This window comes from Thiohalobacter thiocyanaticus (assembly GCF_002356355.1).
Taxonomy (GTDB): domain Bacteria; phylum Pseudomonadota; class Gammaproteobacteria; order Thiohalobacterales; family Thiohalobacteraceae; genus Thiohalobacter; species Thiohalobacter thiocyanaticus_A.
On record NZ_AP018052.1, the window covers coordinates 1,346,825 to 1,365,656 of the forward strand.

Here is an 18,832-nt window from a genome sequence, read left to right on the forward strand (position 1 = left end):
CGGGGATAATGCCGCCTTTCGTGTCGCCCCCGGGATCCATTTATGCGCCTGATGCTCAATCTGTTCCGTGCCTATCCGCTGGCCAGTTTCCTGATGCTGGTGGCGCTGCTGCTGTCGGGGCTGGCCGAGGGGCTCGGGTTGTCGGCGTTGTTGCCGGTGCTCAAGGTGGCGCTGTATCACAACCAGCCCGGCAGTGGCCCGCAGGAGCCGCCGGGCGAACTGGAACTGATGGTGCTGGAACTGCTCGACTGGCTGGGCATTCCGCCGACCCTGGGGCCGCTGCTGCTGCTGATCGTGGTGGCCTCGACCTTCAAGGCCCTGCTGCTGCTGCTGGCCCAGCGCCAGGTGGGGTATACCGCAGCGCAGCTGGCCACGGATCTGCGCCTGGACGTGCTGCGTCACATGATGCGCAGCCGCTGGGCCTTCTTCCTGCACCAGCCGGTGGGCAAGCTCACCAACACCATGGCCTCCGAGGCCCAGCGCGCTTCCGATGCCTACGTCAACGGCGCGACCGCCATCACTTTCCTGATCCAGTCGCTGGTCTATGCCGGCGTGGCGGTGGCCGTGTCCTGGCAGGCCGCCCTGGCCAGCCTGCTGGCCGGCGTGCTGATCATCGGCGGCTCGCACTTTCTGGTGCGCATGACCCGCCGGGCCGGACGCAGACAGACCCAGCTGATGATATCGCTGATGTCGCGTCTGACCGACACCCTGCAGTCGGTCAAGCCGCTCAAGGCGATGGCGCGCGAGGATCTGGCCGACCGGGTATTGAACCTGGAGACCAACAAGCTCAACAAGGCGCTGCGCCGGCAGGTGTTCAGCGCCGCCGCGCTCAATTCCGCCCAGGACCTGATGTTTACCGCCTTCATTGCGCTGGGCGTGTATCTGGCGCTGGAACAGTTCTCCATGGGCCTGGCCACGGTGATGGTGCTGGTGGTGGCGCTGGGACGCGCCTTCAGCTTTCTGGGCAAGGTGCAGAAGCAGTACCAGAAGCTGATGCAGGGCGAGAGCGCCTACTGGTCACTGCTGGATACCATCGACCAGGCCCGCCGGGCGGAGGAGTCGCTGGGCGGCGGTACGGAGCCCGTGCTGCACCAGGGCATCCGGTTCGAACAGGTGGGTTTCGCCTACGACGGACACGAGGTCTTTTCCCGCCTGGACCTGGAGATCCCGGTGCACAGCATCACCACCCTGATCGGACCCTCGGGCTCGGGCAAGACCACCATCATCGACCTGGTCATCGGCCTGCTGCGCCCGGACTCGGGCCGGGTGCGGGTCGACGGCACGCTGCTGGAACAGTTCGACCTCAGGGAATGGCGACGTCAGATCGGTTATGTGCCGCAGGAGACGGTACTGCTGCACGACAGCATTCTGCACAACGTGAGCCTGGGTGATCCGCAGATCGATGAAGCGCAGGTGGTGCAGGCGCTGCAGGATGCCGGCGCCTGGGACTTCGTCCAGGCCCTGCCGGAGGGCATGCATACCCAGGTGGGGGAGCGCGGCGGTCGGTTGTCCGGCGGTCAGCGCCAGCGCATCGCCATCGCCCGGGCCCTGATAAACCGGCCGCAGCTGCTGATCCTGGACGAGGCCACCAGTGCCCTGGATCCGGCCAGCGAGCAGGCGATCGTCGCCACCCTGCGCGAACTGCGCCAGCGCCTGACCATCCTGGCCATTTCCCACAACCCGGCGCTGGCCGAGGCGGCCGACCGGGTCTACCGGCTGGCGCCGCGGGGGCGGGTGGAACTGCAGGCCTGAAAGATGCTTCTACATGCGTAGGTTGGGTTAGGCGCGATAGCGCCGTAACCCAACATCTCCCAGATTGTCGGGTTACGCTGCGCTAACCCGACCTGCGGACTGTGATTCCCTTTTCCGTCATTCCCGCGCAGGCGGGAATCCATTGGCCGTAGCGGTTTCTGGATCCCCGCCTGCGCGGGGATGACGGATGAATGTGTCAACGGTTACAGACGTAGGCCGGGATAAGCGCAGCGTTCCCGGCAGTTCAGCATGATGCCGGAAACGGCCCTCGGGCCTTATTCCGGCCTACGCCTCAGGCCGGGGCGGTTTCGAGCAGGGCACGCACCCGCCCCAGCGCCCGCTGCATATCACTCGACTGGTGCGCCTGCGATCCCGGATGCGGGTCGCCCAGCCAGGCCATCTTGCCGGCGCGGATCAGCTCCAGATGCACCCGGCTGATGTCCCGCGACAGGTGCTTCCAGCCCCAGCGCATCAGCGCCCGGTAGGCCAGCGCGCCGGGCGCGATATCGCATTGCTTCCCGGCATCCCGTTCGATCACCGCCCGCGCCGCGGCCGTGTCACCGGCAGCCAGGTGCATGTCCCGGCGCATACTGAATCGTCCCACGCCCAGGTCGAACATGTGCACCGGCTTGCCGGTGGCATAGGCCTCGGACAGCATGGAGATGCTGTCGGCGGTGATGATCAGTTCGTCGGCCAGGGCCAGAAAACCGAGATAAGGGTTGTCGGGGTCGTTGCGCTGCCAGCGATAGAGTTGCATGGGCACCTCGGACTGGGCGGCAAAGGCAGCGATCGCCGCGGGACGGGTACGGGCGCTGGAGCTGACCAGAAGTGAACCGCCGCGCGCCCGTGCCAGTGCCAGTGCATCGCGTACCAGGCGCTGCGCGGCATGCCGGCCGAAGGCGTAGGGACCGCTGTTGCCGCCCATGTTGACCGTGATGTAGGGCCGCGGCAGGTGCGCCAGTCGCGGTGCCCAGTGTTCGGCCGCCGCGGCCAGGGTGTCGGGATGCACCCGGTGCAGCGGCAGGTCGTTGCGCAGGACGTTGGGCCGCTCCGGCACCCGGTACTGGGGCGTGGTGATGATCAGATCGAAATGCTTCGGGTCCGCCCACAGTCGGCCCACGAACACGATGCGGGTGCGGCCGCCGGACTGGTCGCGGATCCAGCGGCACACGGGTTCGTTGCGCATGCCGGCCGACAGCACCAGGTCCGGCCAGGGCGGGCTGAGCGGATCGGAGCGGGACCGATCCACACCATGCAGATCGCGGCCGCGGAACAGATTGGTGCGTATCTCCCGCTTGCGGTAGTGCAGCGACTTGCGTTCCCAGGGCAGCGCCAATGCCTCGGCCAGGGCGCGCAGCTGGGTCTGTTCGCCGGCGCGATAGGCGTCCACGATCCAGACCTGCGCGGCCACTGGGTTGTCCCGCTTCATGCGGCGGATTCGCCTGCCGGCGACTGCTTGGGCCAGCGCCGCTTCATGCACAGCCAGTCGCCGGGCGACTCCCGGATCCAGTCCTCGAACAGGCGGTTCAATCGCAATGTGAGCTCGCTGACCTGGGCATGGCGATCGGCCAGGGCCGGATCGGGTCTGAGCGGCGCCAGCACCTCGATGCGGTAGCGGTGCCGCGGCAGCCGCACGCAGCGGATGGGAATGAGCGGATAGCCGCGCAGCGACAACCGCGCCGGTGTGGTATTGGTCGGCGCCGGTACGTCGAAGAAGGGGATCATCTCGCCGGAATCGATGCGGGTGTCGAAGGCCGCGCCCACGCTGTGGCCGTCGGCCAGTTCACGCATCAGTTCACGCACGCCGCCGGCGGTCGGCACCAGGCGCGAGCCGAAGGCGCGGCGCCGCGCCTGGAAGAACCGACGCAGCCAGGGATTGGCCTCGCGGGCGTAGAGGATGGAGATGCTCAGGCCGTATTCGCGGCTGATCAGGTTGGTCAGCTGCCAGGCGCCGGCATGGGCCGTGGCGAAGACCATGGCCTCGCGCCGCTCGAACGCCTGCATGGCCTCGGGATGGACATCGAATTCCAGATAGCGCTCCCGGCGCCGCCACAGCCGGTCCAGCAGGAACAGTTCGGCGGCTGCCAGGCCGGTGGTGCGGAAGACCTGGCGCGTGAAGGGGTCGCGTTCGGCCTCGGTGAGTTGCGGCAGTACCACTGCCAGGTTGCGCTGCACCACGCGGCGCTTCTTCGTGTTGTGGTAGCCGATGACGCCGAACAGCCGTGACAGGAAGGCGGCCGCCAGGGGGAAGGGCAGCAGTCGGATCAGGCCGTAGAGGCCGTAGAACACCAGGGCCTCGAGCAGCCACACCGGCTGTTGGGTCCAGGGTGCCTTCTTGGCCAGGCGCTTGGGCAGCAGATAATACTTGGGCATCGCCGGTTTTCAGCTAGCGGTGCGGGTGGAACGAGGGTCCCGCGGTGGGAACTCTAGCGCCCACGCGGCGGATGGTAGGTGCCGAACACCCAGTCCCACAGCGGCGAACTGACGCCGAAGCGCCCGCCCTCAGCCGCGAAGTGATGCTGCATGTGGTAGCGCTTGAGGAAGCGCAGCAGCGGGTGACGCATCGGGAAGTGGTGCGTGGCGTAGTGGATATAGTCGTAGACCAGATAGCCCAGCAGGAAGAAGGCGGTGAAGGGCTCGGCCCAGGGATGGGGCAGCACGCTGCTGAACAGCAGCCACAGTACACCCAGGATCAGGGCCGCGCCCACCGGCGGCATCACCAGCCGGGTCTTGTCCTGGGGGGTGTCGTGATGCACGCCGTGGAACAGGAACACGAAGCGCTGGCCCAGGCGGCTCTTCGCCGGATAGTGGAACAGGAAGCGGTGCAGGCTGTACTCGGCAAAGGTCCAGGTCACCAGCCCGGCGATGCCGATGCCGGCCAGGCCGACAGGGCCGATCCCGTGCACGGTCACAGCGCGCACCAGCAGCCAGGCCGCCACGGGCAGCCACACCAGCAGCGGCATGATGGGATGCACGTGGCTGAGAGATTCCAGCACTGGGTTGTCGAACAGCCGGATGGATTGCTCGCGCGACTGGGCACTGGCTGGGCGGTTGGCCGGCATGGCGGTGTTACCTGTGGGTTGCGTGCGGATCGGTGTCTGGCGACAGGGTAACATTGCCACCCTGACGGCTGCGAAGTATAGCACTGGACCAGATTTTTTTCGAACAAAACCAGGCCCCTGGCCGTTCCGTGATCCACTGCTCAAAATGCCCGTGGATCTGCCGGGTCAGATCCCGGGCCTGCGCCTCCTGATCGGCGTCGGGTGCGGCCGGCTGCAGGGGCGGGAGGAAGGTCACCCGGAAACGGGGGCCGTCACGACGCTCGATCTTCACCGGCACCAGCGGGCAGCCGAATTTCAGCGCCAGCCGCGCGGCCAGGGTGGAGGAGGGCTTGTCGGCGCCGAAGAAGGGGATGGGCGTACCCTGATCGATGCGCCGGTCCATGATCATGGCCACCGAACGGCCCTGTTTCAGGGCCTGGACGAAGGGGCGCATGCTGGCGTCGCGCGAGATCAGTTCACAGCCCAGCGCCTGGCGCGAACGCCGCAGCAGCTTCTCCAGCCAGGGATTGGCCAGGGGGGAATACAGGGCCACCAGCGGCACGCCGTAGCGGTGCAGCGAGGCCCCGGCGGCCTCCCAGTTGGCGATATGGGCGGTGACGAACACGGCCGGCCGGGTCGGGTCGCTGTAGGTGGGGATGTCCTGCTCGAAGCGGATGTCCAGATAATCGTGACGCGGGTCCACGATCCGCGCCAGGTGCGGAAACTCGCCCAGGACGGCACCGCCATTGCCCCAGATCTCCGGCAGCAGGCGTTCGATTTCCTCGCTGGACTTGTCGGGGAAGGCGAGCCCCAGGTTGGCACGCATGTGCTGGCAGCGGCTCTTGAACCAGGGGCCGATACGCCGCCCCAGCCAGGCGCCGGTGCGGGAGGCCCAGGACACCGGCAGCAGCCGGAACAGTCCGTAGAGCAGGCCGATCACCAGCAGGTCGAGCAGCCAGAGCGCGTGGCGCAGTGGGCCGTTGTGCAGTGCCTTCTTGCGCAGCGCATTGCCGAGGATGAACTTGGCCAAGTGTGAGTGTTTCCTGCCCGTCCCGCGGGCCTGACATAGGGTAGGGAAAAACCAGGGAAAAGCAGTGTGCCGGAGGGGGCGGGAAAGATCAAACAGCGCGCCGGTGCTGGGTTCCGGTCCAGGGGTTACGGTATGATGACGGGATTGATTCGCCAAACCCCGCCTTGTCGGGTGGGGACATTGCAAAGGAGCGGTATGGCGCACACCCAGACCAGCAGCGGGAATCTGGACATCCGCGAGGCGCGTGACCGGACGACAATAGGGGATTTCCTGCAGCTGCCGCACCGTCTCTATGCCGACGACCCGGCCTGGGTGGCGCCGTTGCATTTCGAGCAGCGCGAGCGGGTGTTTCGCAACCATCCACTGTTCGAGCACAGCCGGGTGCGGGCATGGGTGGCCTACCGCGATGGCCGGCCGGTGGGCCGGATCACCGCCCAGCTGGACCGCCTGCAGCCGCCGGTCGAGGGCGACAGGCTCGGCTATTTCGGCATGCTCGAGGCCGAGGACGACGCGCCCCTGTTCGCTGCCCTGCTGGAGACGGCCGGCGACTGGCTGCGCGAGCAGGGTGCGGCCCGGATCCGCGGCCCCTACAACCTCTCCATCAACGAGGAAATCGGCCTGCTGGTGGAGAATTTCGCCGCTCCGCCCTACATCATGATGGGACACGCCCGGCCCTACTACCCGAAACGGCTGGAAGAGCAGGGCTTCACCGGCGTGAAGGATCTGCTGACCTACACGGTGCAGCCGGACTTCACCGCCCCGGCGGTGATGGAGAAGCTGGCGCAGAAGGCCCTGCGCCGGGTGCGGATACGGCCGCTGGACCGCAAACGCAAGGCCGCCGACTTCGAGGCCATGCGCGACATCTTCAACGACGCCTGGTCCGGCAACTGGGGCTTCGTGCCCTTCACCCGCGCCGAGTTCGCGGAAGTGGCGAAGATGCTCAGCCTGCTGCTGGACCACGACTATATCCAGATCGCCGAGATCGATGAGCGCCCGGTGGCCTTCATCGCCGCTCTGCCCAATCTGAACGAGGCCATCCGCGACCTGAACGGACGGCTGCTGCCGCTGGGCTGGGCGCGGCTGCTGTGGCGGCTCAAGGTCCGGCGGCCCCGCACCTGCCGGGTGGCGCTGATGGGCGTGCGGCGCGAGCACCAGTATTCGCGCCTGGGGCCGACCCTGGCCTTTCTGGTCATCGATGCGGTGCGCAAGGCCATGATCCGGCGCGGGGTGGAGACAGTTGAGATGGGCTGGATACTGGAGGATAATGCCGGTATGCGGCACATCATCGAAGCGATCGGCAGCCGGATCTACAAGCGTTACCGGGTCTACCAGAAGTCATTGTGAGCCGGGCGTGGACAATCACCCCTCAGACCGCCAGCAGGCGCAACCCAACCCGACCGGAGCGGCCGTCTCCGCGCGTTTCGCCTGCGTGATCCTGGCCGGGGAACGGACCCGGCGCGATGCCCTGCGCGAGCACTCCGGGGTCGCCTGCAAGCCCCTGCTGCGCATCAGCGACGTTCCCATGATTCACCGGGTCATCAGCGCCCTGCGCGGGGCGGATACGGTCGGGCCCATCCGGCTCAGCGGGCCGGAGCAGGCCTGTGTGCAGAGCGACGCCGAACTGGCGCGCGAGATCGCCGAGCAGCGCCTGAACTGGTCGCCGCCGGAGGCCTCGCCCAGCACCAGCGCCTATCGGGAACTGTCCGCGCTGCCGGCAGAGCACCCGGTACTGATCACCACGGCCGACCATCCCCTGCTGACCAGCGAGATCGTCGACCGCTTCTGCCAGGAAAGCGCCGCCAGGCAGTGTGACGTACTCGTCGGACTGGCGCCGTATGAACTGGTCAAATCGGTCTATCCGGACATCAGCAAGACCGTGCTGCGCTTCCGCGACGGCAACTACTGCGGCTGCAACCTGTTTGCCTTCATGACGCCGGAAGGACGGCGCGCCGCCGACTTCTGGCGTCGGATCGAGAACCAGCGCAAGAAGCCGCTGCTGGTGATCGGCCTGCTCGGCTGGTGGGCGGTGATCCGCTACCGGCTCGGCCTGCTGACGCTGGATGCCGCCCTGGAACGCCTGTCGCGTCACCTGGGACTGCGACTCGGGGCGGTGATCCTGCCCTATGCCAACGCCGCCGTGGATGTGGACTCGGTGGCCGACTACGATCTGGTGCAGCGCTATGCCGATGAAACCGCGGCGCAGGAACCAGACCGCGAACATCGCCTGATGCAGCAGCCCTGACAGCTATCCGTTCAGTAACGAGACCTCGATCATGACCGAGACAGATACCCGACTTCTCAATTTCCAGGCGGTGGAGGACACCCCGCTGCAGACCGAGCCGTTCAGCTTCATGGTCGCCGAGGGCGTGATCCCGTCCGGGGAACTGGAACGGGTCAATGCCGATTACCCCTACATCGATATCCCGGCCAACTTCAACCCGGAGGACCTCGAGTATGGTCCGGCCTTCGCCCGGGTGCTGCAGGACCTGGACAGCCCCGAGTTCGAACGCCTGATCGCGCGCAAGTTCGGCGTGGATCTGAGCCGCACGGTCAAGACCATCACCGTGCGCAAGTACTCCGAGATGAGCGATGGCAACATCCACACCGACCATTGGAGCAAGGTGATCACGGTGCTGCTGTACTTCAACCCGGAATGGCATCAGGAGGGCGGCAAGCTGCGGCTGCTGCGCAGCAAGCACGATATCGAGGACTTTGCCGCCGAGGTCACCCCGCTGGGCGGCACCCTGCTGGCCTTCAAGCGCAGCGGCAACAGCTATCACGGCTACAAACGCTTCGACGGCGAGCGCCGCATGGTGCAGGTCAACTGGGTGCGTTCCGGCCCGGTGGCGCGCCAGGCTCAGCGTCTGGCCCGCATGGGTACGCATACCGGCAAGCGCATCCTGCGCCTGGCCCAGGGGCTGCGCGGCGCCGCCAAGTAGCCGGGTAGGATGGGTGGAGGCGCATTGCGCCGTAACCCATCAATTGTCCGGCCGGCCTCTGTGGTGATGGGCTGCGCTGCGCTTCACCCATCCTACGTCCGGCAGTAGCCGAACACCGGGTCCAGATGCTGCTCCACCATGGCGTCGACCGCCTGGAGTTGCTCATCCGTGAAGTAGTCGCGGTACCCGCCCACCTTGCCGCGCCGCACCTTGAAGGAATCCGGATTGTTCTCGTCCCCCGGTTTTACCCGCTGGCCGCTGGCCCGCATGCCGTCTTTCCCGGCCTCGCGTTTCTTCATGTTGTCGTAGGCGGCGTATTCCACCGCGGCGGCGATCTCCCCGGCACTGCCGGGCGTGCCGGTGAAATCGAACACCTTGCGCATGATCGCGGCCGGATCGCTGCGCATGTCCTCGTAGCGGATCAGCAGCAGGTCATCGCCCAGCATCGGCATGGCCGCGGCCCAGCCGTTGAAATAGTCGACGATGCGCGGAATGCCGCATTGTTCGTTGCTGACGAAGTCGAACACATCGACCTCAGTGCCGTGGGGCGGGTAATCGTTGAGCAGCTTCTTGCGCGGCAGCATCCGGTAGCGCCACTGGAAGTACTGGGAGACGGCCACATCGCGCGGATCGCGCACCAGCAGTACCACCTGCTTGCCGCGGAAATGCTCCAGGTTGTCCCAGTTGCGCAGGTAATCGCGCATGTAGTTGTTGTGACTGAACAGCACCTTGGGCGCGGCCGGGTTGAGGCGGTTGTAGTTGTCGAACTCCAGCATGTGATCCGTCGGCAGGTTGAAGCGCAGCTGATAGAAGCGCGACAGCATCACGCGGAACCAGGTGCGGCCGCTCTTGCCCCAGGACATCAGCACCCAGTCGGCCGCCTGCAGCTTGCGGTATTCCTCCCTGCCGCGCAGGCGCCGCTCGAGCGCGATGCGTTTTTCCTGCGGCAGGAAAAACAGTGTGGCCAGGGCCAGGTGACGCGAGGCCACGGCCCCCATTTCTCTGTAGGACATGTCGGGCATTGGAGCGTGGTATCCGTGCTGAATGGGGCTGTTTCGCCCCGGCGACAGGCCGCGTATGATAGCACAGATTCTCATGCGGGCGCCCGGGTGCGCTGCGCTCACGCGAACGATCCGGCGCGATAATGGAAAAGACTGTCTGGGTGCTGCTGGGGCGAAAGGCGGGCGACAACAACCAGGTGCTGGCACTGGCCGAGGCACTGGGCTGGCCGTATGAGGAAAAGCGCATTCAGGCGCGCGGCTGGGAACTGCTGCCGCACCTGCTGCTGCGCGTGACCCTGGCCGGCATCGACCGCCGCGCCTCCAGCCCGCTTTCACCTCCCTGGCCGGATATGGTCATCAGCGCCGGCCGGCGCAACGAGCCGGTTGCGCGCTGGATCCGCCGCCGCACCGGCGGCCGCACGCGGCTGGTCCATATCGGTCGGCCCTGGGCACCGCTGGACTGCTACGACCTCATCGTGACCACGCCGCAGTACTTTCTCCCCGAGCGCGACAACGTCCTGCACAACACCCTGCCGCTGCATCGGGTGCGTTCCGATCGGGTCGCGGCAGCCGCGCGCCGGCTGCAACCCGAGCTTGCGGCACTGCCGCACCCCCTCACCACGGTCCTGATCGGCGGCGACAGTGGTCCGTTCGTGTTCACGCCGGACAAGGGACGGCGGCTGGCCGAGGGCGTGAACCGGCTGGTGGCGCAGACCGGCGGCTCGGTGCTGGTGACCGACAGCCGGCGCACGTCGGCGGCCGCCGCTGCGGCCTTCCGCAACGCGCTCAAGGTGCCGGCGGCCACCTACTGGTGGGACCTGGACAACAGCGACAGGGAAAATCCCTACCTGGCCTATCTCGGGCTTGGCGAGCGCTTCGTGGTCACCGGCGAGAGCATGTCCATGCTGGCCGAAGCCGCGGCTATGGGACGGCCGCTGTACCTGTTCGATCCGGGAGACCCGCCCGGCACCTGGTGGCTGCGTGCGCGCAATTTCCGGCACCAGCCGCTCAGCCATCGCCTGGCCATGCGACTGGCGCCGCTGCGCATGCGCCGCGACGTGGGGCGCATCCAGCAGGCGCTGGTGGATGCCGGCCGGGCGCGCTGGCTGGAGCAGGCGCCTGAATTGATCGCTCAGGGGGAGGACTGGTACCGGGCGGTGGAAGCCGACTCGGGCGCCGAGCTTGAACGCACGGCCCAGCGGGTGCGGCTGATGATGGGCATCACGTAGGAGTGGGTGGAACTGCGTAGGTCGGATTAGCCCGCGAGGGCGTAATCCGACACGGACCGCGAGATGTCGGGTTACGCTGCGTTAACCCGACCTACGAATGGTGGTTAAGACAGTTCACGCCGCCTGCTGCGTGCTCAGCGGATGCGCCGGCGCCGGCGGCAGGTCCGGGGTGCGCGCCAGCACCTCGAAGGCATCGTGGCGGACATGGCTGCGCGCCATCTCCTCGCGCAGGAATTCCTCGCTGATCCTGCCCTGGGCGATGCACTCCTTGAGCAGGCCGAAGAAGAAGCGTTCCTGGTTCTGATCGGGATGGGCCTTGTACTTGCCCATCAGGCCGTACTCGCCGAACAGGTGACGCCGGGCCCGCAGCAGCCAGGCGGCCGGCGGGAACAGGCGGAAGCGCTCGGACGGGCGCCAGTCCACCGGCAGGCCGGTCTTCCAGGGCTGGGTCTTGCGTCGGGTGGTATGCAGCATCTTTGTCGCCGGTGAGAAGGTATCGAAGTCGTTCCATTCCTTCTCGAAGAAGCCGATGCTCTCCGGGTCCTCGTTCTTCAGGCAGATCCAGGGCTGGTAATCGTAGCCGGCGTCGAACATGGCATTGAACTGCGCCTCCGGCTTCCAGTGCGTGAGGCGGCTGTTCTCGAGCAGCATCACGCTGCTGGCATAGCAGCGGTCGATGAAGCCCTTGGGTCCGGAGCGCATGCGGCACATGATGGCCTTGCCCTGCATATCGCGGCTGAGCAACTCCCAGATGTCGGTGCAGGCGAAGATATCGGGGTCGATGACCACGGCCCGGCCCTGATAGTTCATCAACTGCGGCGGCATGAAACGGGTGGGGGTGAAGGACTGCAGGTCGTCGTTCAGCCACACCCGCTGCACCCCGTCGCGCAGATAGCTCTGGCCCTCGCGCGCCTGGAAGAAGGGGTAGTCGCGGGTGTCCATGATGTGGACGTCGAACTCGTCGTTGTGAGAGGAATAACGGCGCAGTGCATGCTCGGCGACGATGGCGCCGACGATCTGCTTGTGATTGGTCTGAATGAATACCCCGTAATTCTTCATGATGCTCAATACCCTGCGTGTTGCGTGGTGCCACTATACCGCATCGGCCGGGGGCGAGTCATGGCGCAGATCAAAAATGATTCGACTCAGCATGGCGACCTCAACGCAGAGGACGCAGAGACTCGGAGACGCAAAGTTATTGTGTATAAATAAAAATTCTGGTTATGCAGCCGCTGTGAACAGAAGTCTCCGTCAGCGGAAGACACCGCGGCGGTACAGCTGCCAGCCCCAGGCCCAGACGTGGATCAGAGGCCGACGGCGAACCCGCTCCGGTACCTCGATCGTCTGGCCCGAATGACGCGTCAGCTTCCAGGCCAGATAGTCCAGGCCGCCCTCGAAGGTGAACAGGCCCTTGACCAGCCTCGCCACGGACAGCAGCTTGCCCAGTCCCCGCCGCAGCCGCCACTGCCAGGGGGCCAGGCGCCGGGCCGCGGGGGGGACGTGTGCGCGGTACCTGTATACCCCGGCCTCGGTCTCTGGCGGCAACAGGGTCAGGCCGTCGGCCAGCCGCCCGGCCAGTGCCTGCGTTATCACGGTGTAGAAGGCCTGTCCGTGTCCGGCCAGTTCGCCGGCACGCCCCTGACGCTCGGTGCGCAGTTCGGTGGCATAGCTCAGCGCCAGGGCGCCTGCCCAGAGGTCATCCAGCGTGCCTTCGGCCGGCAGGGCGGGGAGGGCGCGGCGCAGCAGGGTCTCGGCGGCCTGCAGGAAATCCGCGTGCAGACGTGCGCGCACCTGCGGCGTGCGGCTGTAGATCACCTTGACCGGCTGGGCAAAGCGGCCCCACAGATAGGATTCGAACCGGCGCGGCCCGGTGCCGCGGTCGAATGCCTCCAGGCTGAGCACAGCGTACTTGCAGCGCACCGTGCTGCCGTCCACGGGGGCTTCGAGGTAATAGACATTGGGCGGCAGCAGCCGGATAGCGAGACGGCGCAGGAGACGAGGCTCGGCGCTGCGGTAGTCGTCGATCAGGACATACAGGTCGACCACGCCTTCCAGCAAATCCGCACTGCGCAGACAGGAGCCGTACAACACCACCGCCTGCAGCGCATCGCCGAAGCGGGTCTGCAGGGCGTCGAGCAGGGCCGCCAGCGGCGGCGAGTCGGCAACAGTGGGACCGGCGGGTTCGGGGTAGGCGGATTGGAATGTAGAGGCAGCCATGCGGGATTCATTATGCCCTAGAAAACTCTGATATCCCCATTCCCGCCTGCGCGGGAATGACGGTGTATTTCGGTGTTGTAGCCAATACTCCAGCCCGCTGAGTCGCGTAGGTCGGGTTAGCGCAGCGTAACCCGACCCATAGCGGCAAGCCGCGTCGGGTTACGCCCTGTCGGGCTAACCCGACCTACGATGTCCACGGAATACGCAAAGATCAACAGCCAGGTCATGTCAGCCGCAGAAACCGGAACGGCCCGCGGGCGGTGACTGTCAGCGGTCCTGTGGAAGGGGCGGTCTGCAGCAGTTCTCCGTCCAGGTTCAGCATGCCATCGAAGTCGAGTTCCAGACGCCGGGTGTGGAAGCTCTCATAGCCCAGTTCCGGCTGCACATGCCGGTTGGGCCGGCCGCGCAGGATGGAGGCGAAGGCGCGCGGGAAATGCCTCGCCCCGGCGCGGACGGTGGTCAGGCCCACCGCGCCGTCGCCGCTGCCCCAGAAGGGCCGGATGCCGAGGAACAGCCGCTCCAGGGTACTGGCGGCCAGGATCAGCATGGGGGTTTCCGGGCGGTCGATGCTGCTGTCGGGAAGTCGCAGCGCCACCGGGGTCGGCTGATAGAAACGCGGGTCACGCCGGGCCAGGCCCCACAGGGTACGCACCAGCGTCAGCCCCAGGCTGATATCACCGCCCAGGCCGCGTGCATGCACCCTGCTGTGGGCGTACTGGGTGGCCTGCATGATGGCGCCGGTGCCCAGGAACATGCCGTGGTGGATGCGGCCGTCGGTCAGGCCCTCCACTTGCATGATATGCCGTTCCAGCGTCGGGATGTCCAGCGGGCAGCCGCGGTCCAGCCAGCGGAAAAACCGTTTCCATGCCTTGCGCGGCGAGCCGGCCGCGCCCACATCGCCGGCGCTCATATTGGCGGTGCCGCCGGGAAGGACGATCAGTGCGGGCCGGCGTTGCTGCGGCCAGTGCTGCAGCAGCAGTCCCAGCAGGCAGGCCAGGGTGCCGTCGCCGCCGTTGATCGCCAGCACCTGTATGTCGCTGTCGGCCAGTCGACGGATGAGTGTCTCGGCCTCCTCGACCGTGCGGGTGATGTGCTGCTCGAGCTGCGGATAGTGCGCCAGCCGGGGCTGCAGCCGCGCCCAGGCCCTGCGGTTGTTGCCGCTGGCCGGATTGCTGATCAGGACGGCGCGTGTCGGCTTCATCGGCTGAGCCGTGCGGCTTCCAGTCGCACTTCGCCCGGGCCGAGGCGCGGGGCGTCACCGCGCAGGGCCAGCGGCAGGCGGGTGGCGGGATCCAGCAGCAGGGTCAGGGGCGGGCGCAGGCCCAGCAGTTCGAAGCCGTTCTCCGGCTCGCCCAGGGGATTGACCTGCAGCCGGATTACCAGCGCCTCGACCTGACCCCGCACCGGTTGCTCGCCAGCGGCGGTCTCGCGCCGGTAGTCGACCTCGATGCGTTCGTGACCGCTGACCTCCAGCACGACCCGGAAGAAATCGTGGTCGGTGTGCACATAATAGGTTTCCCTGTCACCCGCGGCGTGCAGGGAGGCGGCACTGGCGAGCGGCAGCAGCAGGGTGGGCGAGACCAGACCGGCTGTCCGGGGAATGGCCTGCGGCAGCGCCAGCCGCCCCGCACTGGACACGGGCCAGTCACGGGCCAGTGTCAGGGCGCTGCTGGCGCCGTCGTGAAGCCAGTCCGGCTGGGCCTCGACCTCGGCGGCAGTGACGGCGCTCTCCCGGCGCTCACGCAGCAGACTGCGAGCTTCGTACCGGTAGCACTTGGCCCGGCTGTCGCGGCGACCGAAGCCGACCCGGCAGCGCTGCACCAGGCCGCCGGCGGGATCGTACCAGACGGACAGCCGTTCCAGGTTCTGCCGTCCCACCCGGTTGTCGGCCAGCAGCACCAGCAGCGGATTGCCCGGGGCAGGGAGGGTGCCGCGCGCAACCTGGACGGGGAGTTCGTCAGGCGCGACCGTGTACAGGCGCAGCCGGGAGACGGCCGACCCCAGCAGGTTGGAGGCGCTCAGGGTGATGGCCTGCCAGCCCACCGCCGGGAGTGGCGCAGGGGCGGTGGGTGTGACCGCTTCGGGTCGCGGCAGGCGGGGCTCACCGCCGGCCAGAGCAGGTGTCGGGACGGCCATGGTCAGCAGCAGGCCTGCCAGGGTGCAGCGCATGTCCGGGATCCGACGTGTCTGTGTGCGCTTCAACAACATGTTACCCCTTAGATGCCGTCATCCCCCGAAGGCGGGGATCCAGCAGTGCGAACTTTCTGGATTCCCGCCTTCGCGGGAATGACGCTATGAAACTGTAGCCATATCTCCTGACGCTTGAGTAAGCAGCTGACGGTTCATCTGTCCGGCAACAGCCGGTCGATGCGCTCCAGGATACGCTGCAGGTCCTGTTCGGTCTGCTCGCCGGCGCGGTCCGGTCCGCCGTGGGCGCCGGCCGCATCGGCGTCATCGCCTGCCCAGCGGGCCAGCCCCTGATCGACCAGCATCTGGTGAAAGCGCGGAAAGTGACGGGTCTGCTGCAGCAGCCGCAGGTGGTACAGGGCACGGGCCGTCGCGATCCGGGCCTGCTCTCCTGAATTGTCAGCGCGCACTGGCTGAAACAGCCAGGCGGCCAGACGGCGGCGGGCGTTGTCGATGCCGCCGAACCAGCCGGTGGGCAGAGGCAGGATCTCCAGCGGCCGGCCCAGCCGGGCCACCTCCACCTGCATGGAAATGCTGTCGCCGGTGACCACGAAGCGATCGCCCAGGGCCAGCAGGCCGGCATAGGGATTCCCATCCTGCGGGTCGTTCCAGTCATAGACCTGCACCGCCGCGGGCAGATCCCGGCGCAGCCGCTGCATGAAGCGCGGCGGGGTGCGGCGCGAGCCGACCAGGTAGGGCGTGCCGCCGCTGGCCAGTACCTGGTCGATACGGTCGCGGAGTCGGCGTACTACGGTGTTGTTATACACGAAGGGGTTGGTCGGGCCGCCGATGAGAAAGGCCACCAGGGGCCGGGGCAGGGCGGCGAAGGCCTGCTCCCATTCGGCGCGTCCGGCCTCGAGCCGGGCCGGATCGAGCTGCATCAACGGCAGGCCGATGTGCATGACATTGGGGAAGGGTGCGGGCAGGGTCTCGGCGCTGGTGATGATCAGATCGAAGTGCGCCATCCAGCCCGAGGGCTTGCCGACCAGCACGATGCGCGAACGGCCGCCGGATTGCTGCTTGATCCAGAGCGCCGCATTGGCCGGGCGCCGGCCGCTGGTCAGGATCAGGTCGGGCCAGGGCGGTGTCAGGGCGTCGGAGCGTTCCGGATCCAGATGATACAGGGTGGGACCGACGCGCGGCTTGCCGAACACGTATCTGGGCTGCATCTCCAGGTGGCGGAGCTCGGAGGTCCAGCCGCGCTGCCGGGCAAGGGCCTCGGCGATGACCTCGACCTGGCCGTTGTCCCCGCGTTTGTCGCCGAGGACCCGCCAGATGCGCGGCGCCCGACCCTGAGAGGACAAGACCTTACTGCCCGGCCGCGGCCGGCGCCGCCGGGGTGTCCTCCTGCGGCTGGTCCAGGCCGAACAGTGCCTGCAGGCGCGGCGAGAGTTCCCGGCGCACCAGCTGCTCCAGTTCCTGTGCCTGTGCCTCGCTGAAGTAGTCGCGATAGCCGCCGACCTTGGCCCGGCGCACCTTGAAGCTTTCCGGGTCGCCGGCGTTGCGCAGGGTCAGGCCGCCCGAGCGGAAGAAGCCTTCGCTTTCCAGCTTGCGCAGGTTGTCGAAGGAGGCGAACTCCACCGCCTCGTTGATTTCCTCGTCGCTGAAGCGGTCGCCCATCAGTTCGGTGATCTGGCGCAGCACCTGCGCCGGTTCGCGTCGCAGCGCCTCGTAGGAGGTCAGCAGAGTGTGGTCCAGTGAATCCAGCGCCGCATCCCAGTGGTTCAGGAAGCGGATCAGCGAGGGCAGGCCGATTTCGCTCTCGCGCACAAACTCCCACATCCCGATGTTGGTGCGATCCACGGGGTGGCTCAGTTCGGCATTGATCAGTTCCTGCTTATGGCTCGACTGGCGCTTGGTGAACTGGAAATACCAGGACACGGCGATGTCCAACGGATTGCGCGCCAGCAGTACCACCGGCTTGTGTCTGAGCTCGGAATCCGGGGCTCCCGGCTGCAGCTTGTCGCCCACTGCGCGTTCATAGCTGTACCAGCCGTTGGTGGCGGCGAAGCGGGGGATCTCGGGATTGGCGTCGGCCAGCGCCGGGTAGCGGGCGAAGTCCTCTTCCGGGATGCCGTGACGCTTGCTGTAGAGCCGGGTCAGCATGACCTTCAGCCAGGTGTTGCCGCTCTTGGGATGGGCGATGATGATCAGCGAGGAACGCCGGGCGATGTCCACCTCCAGCGCGCCCAGCCGGGCCTTGCGCCGGGCCACGCGCAGGGAGCGGGGCAGCACGGCCGTGGTGGTGATGATGGCGGCCTTGCGGGCGTTGTCGCTGCCGATGCGGCGCAGCGGGTTGATGAAGCTCATGCTGTTGTTCCGGATGAAAAAAATACTGGCCCCGGCTGGGGATGAAGGTGGCTGGGATTATACGCGCTTTGCCGCTCCCGGCCAAAAGCCGGGGCCATGCGGAGGGCAGATGCGGCTTGGTTTCGAGGGGGCTGACCTATAAAATGAGTAGATTGTGGCAGTCCCTAGCGAGGAATCCGGCATGGAGCATTGCGTATTCATCCAGGCCAATGACAAGCAGCATCTCGGCGCCCTGGTGGCGCAGTATGCCCTGCGGCGCAATTCGAAGCACAATGACCGCTTCGATATCCGCATCATGCACTACGACGATTTTCCCATCCTGCGCGAGCACGAAGGGCAGATGTACCTGCGCGACGGCGAGTGGCGCCAGTGGGTCCGCGACGACCTGCAGTCCTTCACCCCGACCCGCTTCCTGCCGCCGCAGCTGATGGACTATCAGGGTCGTTCCATTGTCATCGACCCGGACATCTTCGCCCTGGCCGACATCTGGGAGTTGTTCTCCCGCGATATGGAAGGCAAGGCCGTCATGTGCCGGCCCAAGTCCGGCAACAAGGGCAAGCGCGGCTGCCTGGCCACCAGCGTGATGCTGATGGACAACGCAAAGCTGACTCACTGGAAGTTCGAGGAACAGTTCCACGCCATGTTCGAGGGCACGCGCGACTACATGCCCTGGGTGTGCCTGAAATACGAGGATCCGGAGACCATCGGCCTGTTCGAGCCCGAGTGGAACGACTTCGATCATCTCGATGCCAACACCAAGATGCTGCACAACACCAAGCGCAAGACTCAGCCCTGGAAGACCGGGCTGCCGGTGGATTTTCGCGCCGCCGATTCCTTCCGCCTGTTTCCGCCCAAACACTGGTTCCGACGCGCGCGTCGGGCGCTGTTCGGCGACTACGGCCTGGCCGGGCGCTACCGGGCCCATCCGGATCCGAACCAGGAGGCCTTCTTCTTCGGGCTGGTGCGCGAGTGCCTGGATCAGGGTGTGATCAGCGAAGACCTGCTGCGCCAGGAGATGGCAAAGAACCATCTGCGCCACGATGCGCTGGAACTGCTGGATCGCACCCCGCCGCTGGCCCGGGCCAGTGGCCACTAAGACCTGTTGATACTGCCGCAGTCACGTCAT

17 protein-coding genes are annotated in these 18,832 nt (G+C 66.8%); 6 read left to right on the plus strand and 11 right to left on the minus strand.

Annotated features, from left to right (window positions below):
- Positions 1-42: 42 nt before the first annotated feature.
- On the plus strand, positions 43-1,752 hold the full coding sequence (locus CFK21_RS06265) for an ABC transporter ATP-binding protein (RefSeq protein ID WP_096365807.1): 1,710 nt from the start codon (positions 43-45) through the stop codon (positions 1,750-1,752).
- Between the two features lie 292 nt (positions 1,753-2,044).
- Here CFK21_RS06265 and CFK21_RS06270 read toward each other — a convergent pair whose 3' ends face one another.
- From CFK21_RS06270 to CFK21_RS06285, 4 genes are read right to left on the minus strand one after another with little or no spacing between them, the layout of a single operon-like run.
- Positions 2,045-3,181 carry a mitochondrial fission ELM1 family protein gene (locus tag CFK21_RS06270; RefSeq protein WP_096365809.1) on the minus strand — a complete coding sequence of 379 codons (1,137 nt, stop codon included), beginning with the start codon at positions 3,179-3,181 and terminating at the stop codon, positions 2,045-2,047.
- On the minus strand, positions 3,178-4,125 hold the full coding sequence (locus tag CFK21_RS06275) for a lysophospholipid acyltransferase family protein (RefSeq protein WP_096365812.1): 948 nt from the start codon (positions 4,123-4,125) through the stop codon (positions 3,178-3,180). The genes CFK21_RS06270 and CFK21_RS06275 overlap by 4 nt, the downstream gene beginning before the upstream one ends.
- A 53-nt stretch (positions 4,126-4,178) precedes the next feature.
- On the minus strand, positions 4,179-4,814 hold the full coding sequence (locus CFK21_RS06280; protein ID WP_096365814.1) for a sterol desaturase family protein: 636 nt from the start codon (positions 4,812-4,814) through the stop codon (positions 4,179-4,181).
- Between the two features lie 7 nt (positions 4,815-4,821).
- Positions 4,822-5,823, minus strand: a complete 1,002-nt coding sequence (locus tag CFK21_RS06285) for a lysophospholipid acyltransferase family protein (RefSeq protein ID WP_096365816.1) — start codon at positions 5,821-5,823, stop codon at positions 4,822-4,824.
- Between the two features lie 195 nt (positions 5,824-6,018).
- Between CFK21_RS06285 and CFK21_RS06290 the strand changes: the two genes are divergently transcribed.
- The 3 genes from CFK21_RS06290 to CFK21_RS06300 are packed head-to-tail and all read left to right on the plus strand — an operon-like array spanning position 6,019 to position 8,762.
- Entirely contained in the window at positions 6,019-7,167 is a 1,149-nt protein-coding gene (locus CFK21_RS06290) for an N-acetyltransferase (RefSeq protein WP_172844265.1), read from the plus strand.
- Between the two features lie 7 nt (positions 7,168-7,174).
- Positions 7,175-8,065 carry a nucleotidyltransferase family protein gene (locus tag CFK21_RS06295; protein WP_197703012.1) on the plus strand — a complete coding sequence of 297 codons (891 nt, stop codon included), beginning with the start codon at positions 7,175-7,177 and terminating at the stop codon, positions 8,063-8,065.
- Between the two features lie 31 nt (positions 8,066-8,096).
- A complete protein-coding gene (locus tag CFK21_RS06300) occupies positions 8,097-8,762 on the plus strand; it encodes a 2OG-Fe(II) oxygenase (RefSeq protein WP_096365820.1) in 666 nt (221 codons plus the stop codon).
- Between the two features lie 92 nt (positions 8,763-8,854).
- Here CFK21_RS06300 and CFK21_RS06305 read toward each other — a convergent pair whose 3' ends face one another.
- A complete protein-coding gene (locus CFK21_RS06305) occupies positions 8,855-9,775 on the minus strand; it encodes a sulfotransferase domain-containing protein (protein ID WP_197703013.1) in 921 nt (306 codons plus the stop codon).
- 131 nt (positions 9,776-9,906) lie between these two features.
- On the opposite strand from CFK21_RS06305, the gene CFK21_RS06310 reads away from it, so the two are divergent.
- Positions 9,907-10,992, plus strand: coding sequence for a mitochondrial fission ELM1 family protein (locus tag CFK21_RS06310; protein WP_197703014.1), 1,086 nt, complete (start codon positions 9,907-9,909; stop codon positions 10,990-10,992).
- Positions 10,993-11,106: 114 nt separating this feature from the next.
- On the opposite strand, the gene CFK21_RS06315 is transcribed toward CFK21_RS06310, so the two are convergent.
- From CFK21_RS06315 to CFK21_RS06340, 6 genes are all read right to left on the minus strand, one after another.
- The gene (locus CFK21_RS06315) at positions 11,107-12,051 is read right to left on the minus strand and encodes a hypothetical protein (RefSeq protein ID WP_096365824.1); all 945 of its coding nucleotides are present in this window, start codon (positions 12,049-12,051) and stop codon (positions 11,107-11,109) included.
- Positions 12,052-12,243: 192 nt separating this feature from the next.
- Positions 12,244-13,209, minus strand: a complete 966-nt coding sequence (locus tag CFK21_RS06320) for a hypothetical protein (RefSeq protein WP_096365826.1) — start codon at positions 13,207-13,209, stop codon at positions 12,244-12,246.
- Between the two features lie 223 nt (positions 13,210-13,432).
- A complete protein-coding gene (locus CFK21_RS06325) occupies positions 13,433-14,410 on the minus strand; it encodes a diacylglycerol/lipid kinase family protein (RefSeq protein ID WP_197703015.1) in 978 nt (325 codons plus the stop codon).
- On the minus strand, positions 14,407-15,378 hold the full coding sequence (locus CFK21_RS06330; protein WP_096365828.1) for a hypothetical protein: 972 nt from the start codon (positions 15,376-15,378) through the stop codon (positions 14,407-14,409). Before CFK21_RS06330 ends, CFK21_RS06325 begins: the two co-directional genes overlap by 4 nt.
- A gap of 173 nt (positions 15,379-15,551) precedes the next feature.
- Positions 15,552-16,700 carry a mitochondrial fission ELM1 family protein gene (locus CFK21_RS06335; RefSeq protein WP_096365830.1) on the minus strand — a complete coding sequence of 383 codons (1,149 nt, stop codon included), beginning with the start codon at positions 16,698-16,700 and terminating at the stop codon, positions 15,552-15,554.
- Between the two features lie 4 nt (positions 16,701-16,704).
- Entirely contained in the window at positions 16,705-17,706 is a 1,002-nt protein-coding gene (locus tag CFK21_RS06340; protein WP_096365832.1) for a sulfotransferase domain-containing protein, read from the minus strand.
- Between the two features lie 154 nt (positions 17,707-17,860).
- Here CFK21_RS06340 and CFK21_RS06345 point away from each other — a divergent pair, with 154 nt between their 5' ends.
- Positions 17,861-18,802 carry a hypothetical protein gene (locus CFK21_RS06345; RefSeq protein ID WP_197703016.1) on the plus strand — a complete coding sequence of 314 codons (942 nt, stop codon included), beginning with the start codon at positions 17,861-17,863 and terminating at the stop codon, positions 18,800-18,802.
- The last annotated feature ends 30 nt before the right edge of the window (positions 18,803-18,832 follow it).

Coding starts and splice junctions, on each gene's coding strand:
- CFK21_RS06330 (WP_096365828.1), bottom strand. CDS start 15,378: ATGCGCTGCACCCTGGCAGGCCTGCTGCTGACCATGGCCGTCCCGACA.
- CFK21_RS06265 (WP_096365807.1), top strand. CDS start 43: ATGCGCCTGATGCTCAATCTGTTCCGTGCCTATCCGCTGGCCAGTTTC.
- CFK21_RS06280 (WP_096365814.1), bottom strand. CDS start 4,814: ATGCCGGCCAACCGCCCAGCCAGTGCCCAGTCGCGCGAGCAATCCATC.
- CFK21_RS06340 (WP_096365832.1), bottom strand. CDS start 17,706: ATGAGCTTCATCAACCCGCTGCGCCGCATCGGCAGCGACAACGCCCGC.
- CFK21_RS06325 (WP_197703015.1), bottom strand. CDS start 14,410: ATGAAGCCGACACGCGCCGTCCTGATCAGCAATCCGGCCAGCGGCAAC.
- CFK21_RS06305 (WP_197703013.1), bottom strand. CDS start 9,775: ATGTCCTACAGAGAAATGGGGGCCGTGGCCTCGCGTCACCTGGCCCTG.
- CFK21_RS06270 (WP_096365809.1), bottom strand. CDS start 3,181: ATGAAGCGGGACAACCCAGTGGCCGCGCAGGTCTGGATCGTGGACGCC.
- CFK21_RS06320 (WP_096365826.1), bottom strand. CDS start 13,209: ATGGCTGCCTCTACATTCCAATCCGCCTACCCCGAACCCGCCGGTCCC.
- CFK21_RS06275 (WP_096365812.1), bottom strand. CDS start 4,125: ATGCCCAAGTATTATCTGCTGCCCAAGCGCCTGGCCAAGAAGGCACCC.
- CFK21_RS06310 (WP_197703014.1), top strand. CDS start 9,907: ATGGAAAAGACTGTCTGGGTGCTGCTGGGGCGAAAGGCGGGCGACAAC.
- CFK21_RS06290 (WP_172844265.1), top strand. CDS start 6,019: ATGGCGCACACCCAGACCAGCAGCGGGAATCTGGACATCCGCGAGGCG.
- CFK21_RS06300 (WP_096365820.1), top strand. CDS start 8,097: ATGACCGAGACAGATACCCGACTTCTCAATTTCCAGGCGGTGGAGGAC.
- CFK21_RS06315 (WP_096365824.1), bottom strand. CDS start 12,051: ATGAAGAATTACGGGGTATTCATTCAGACCAATCACAAGCAGATCGTC.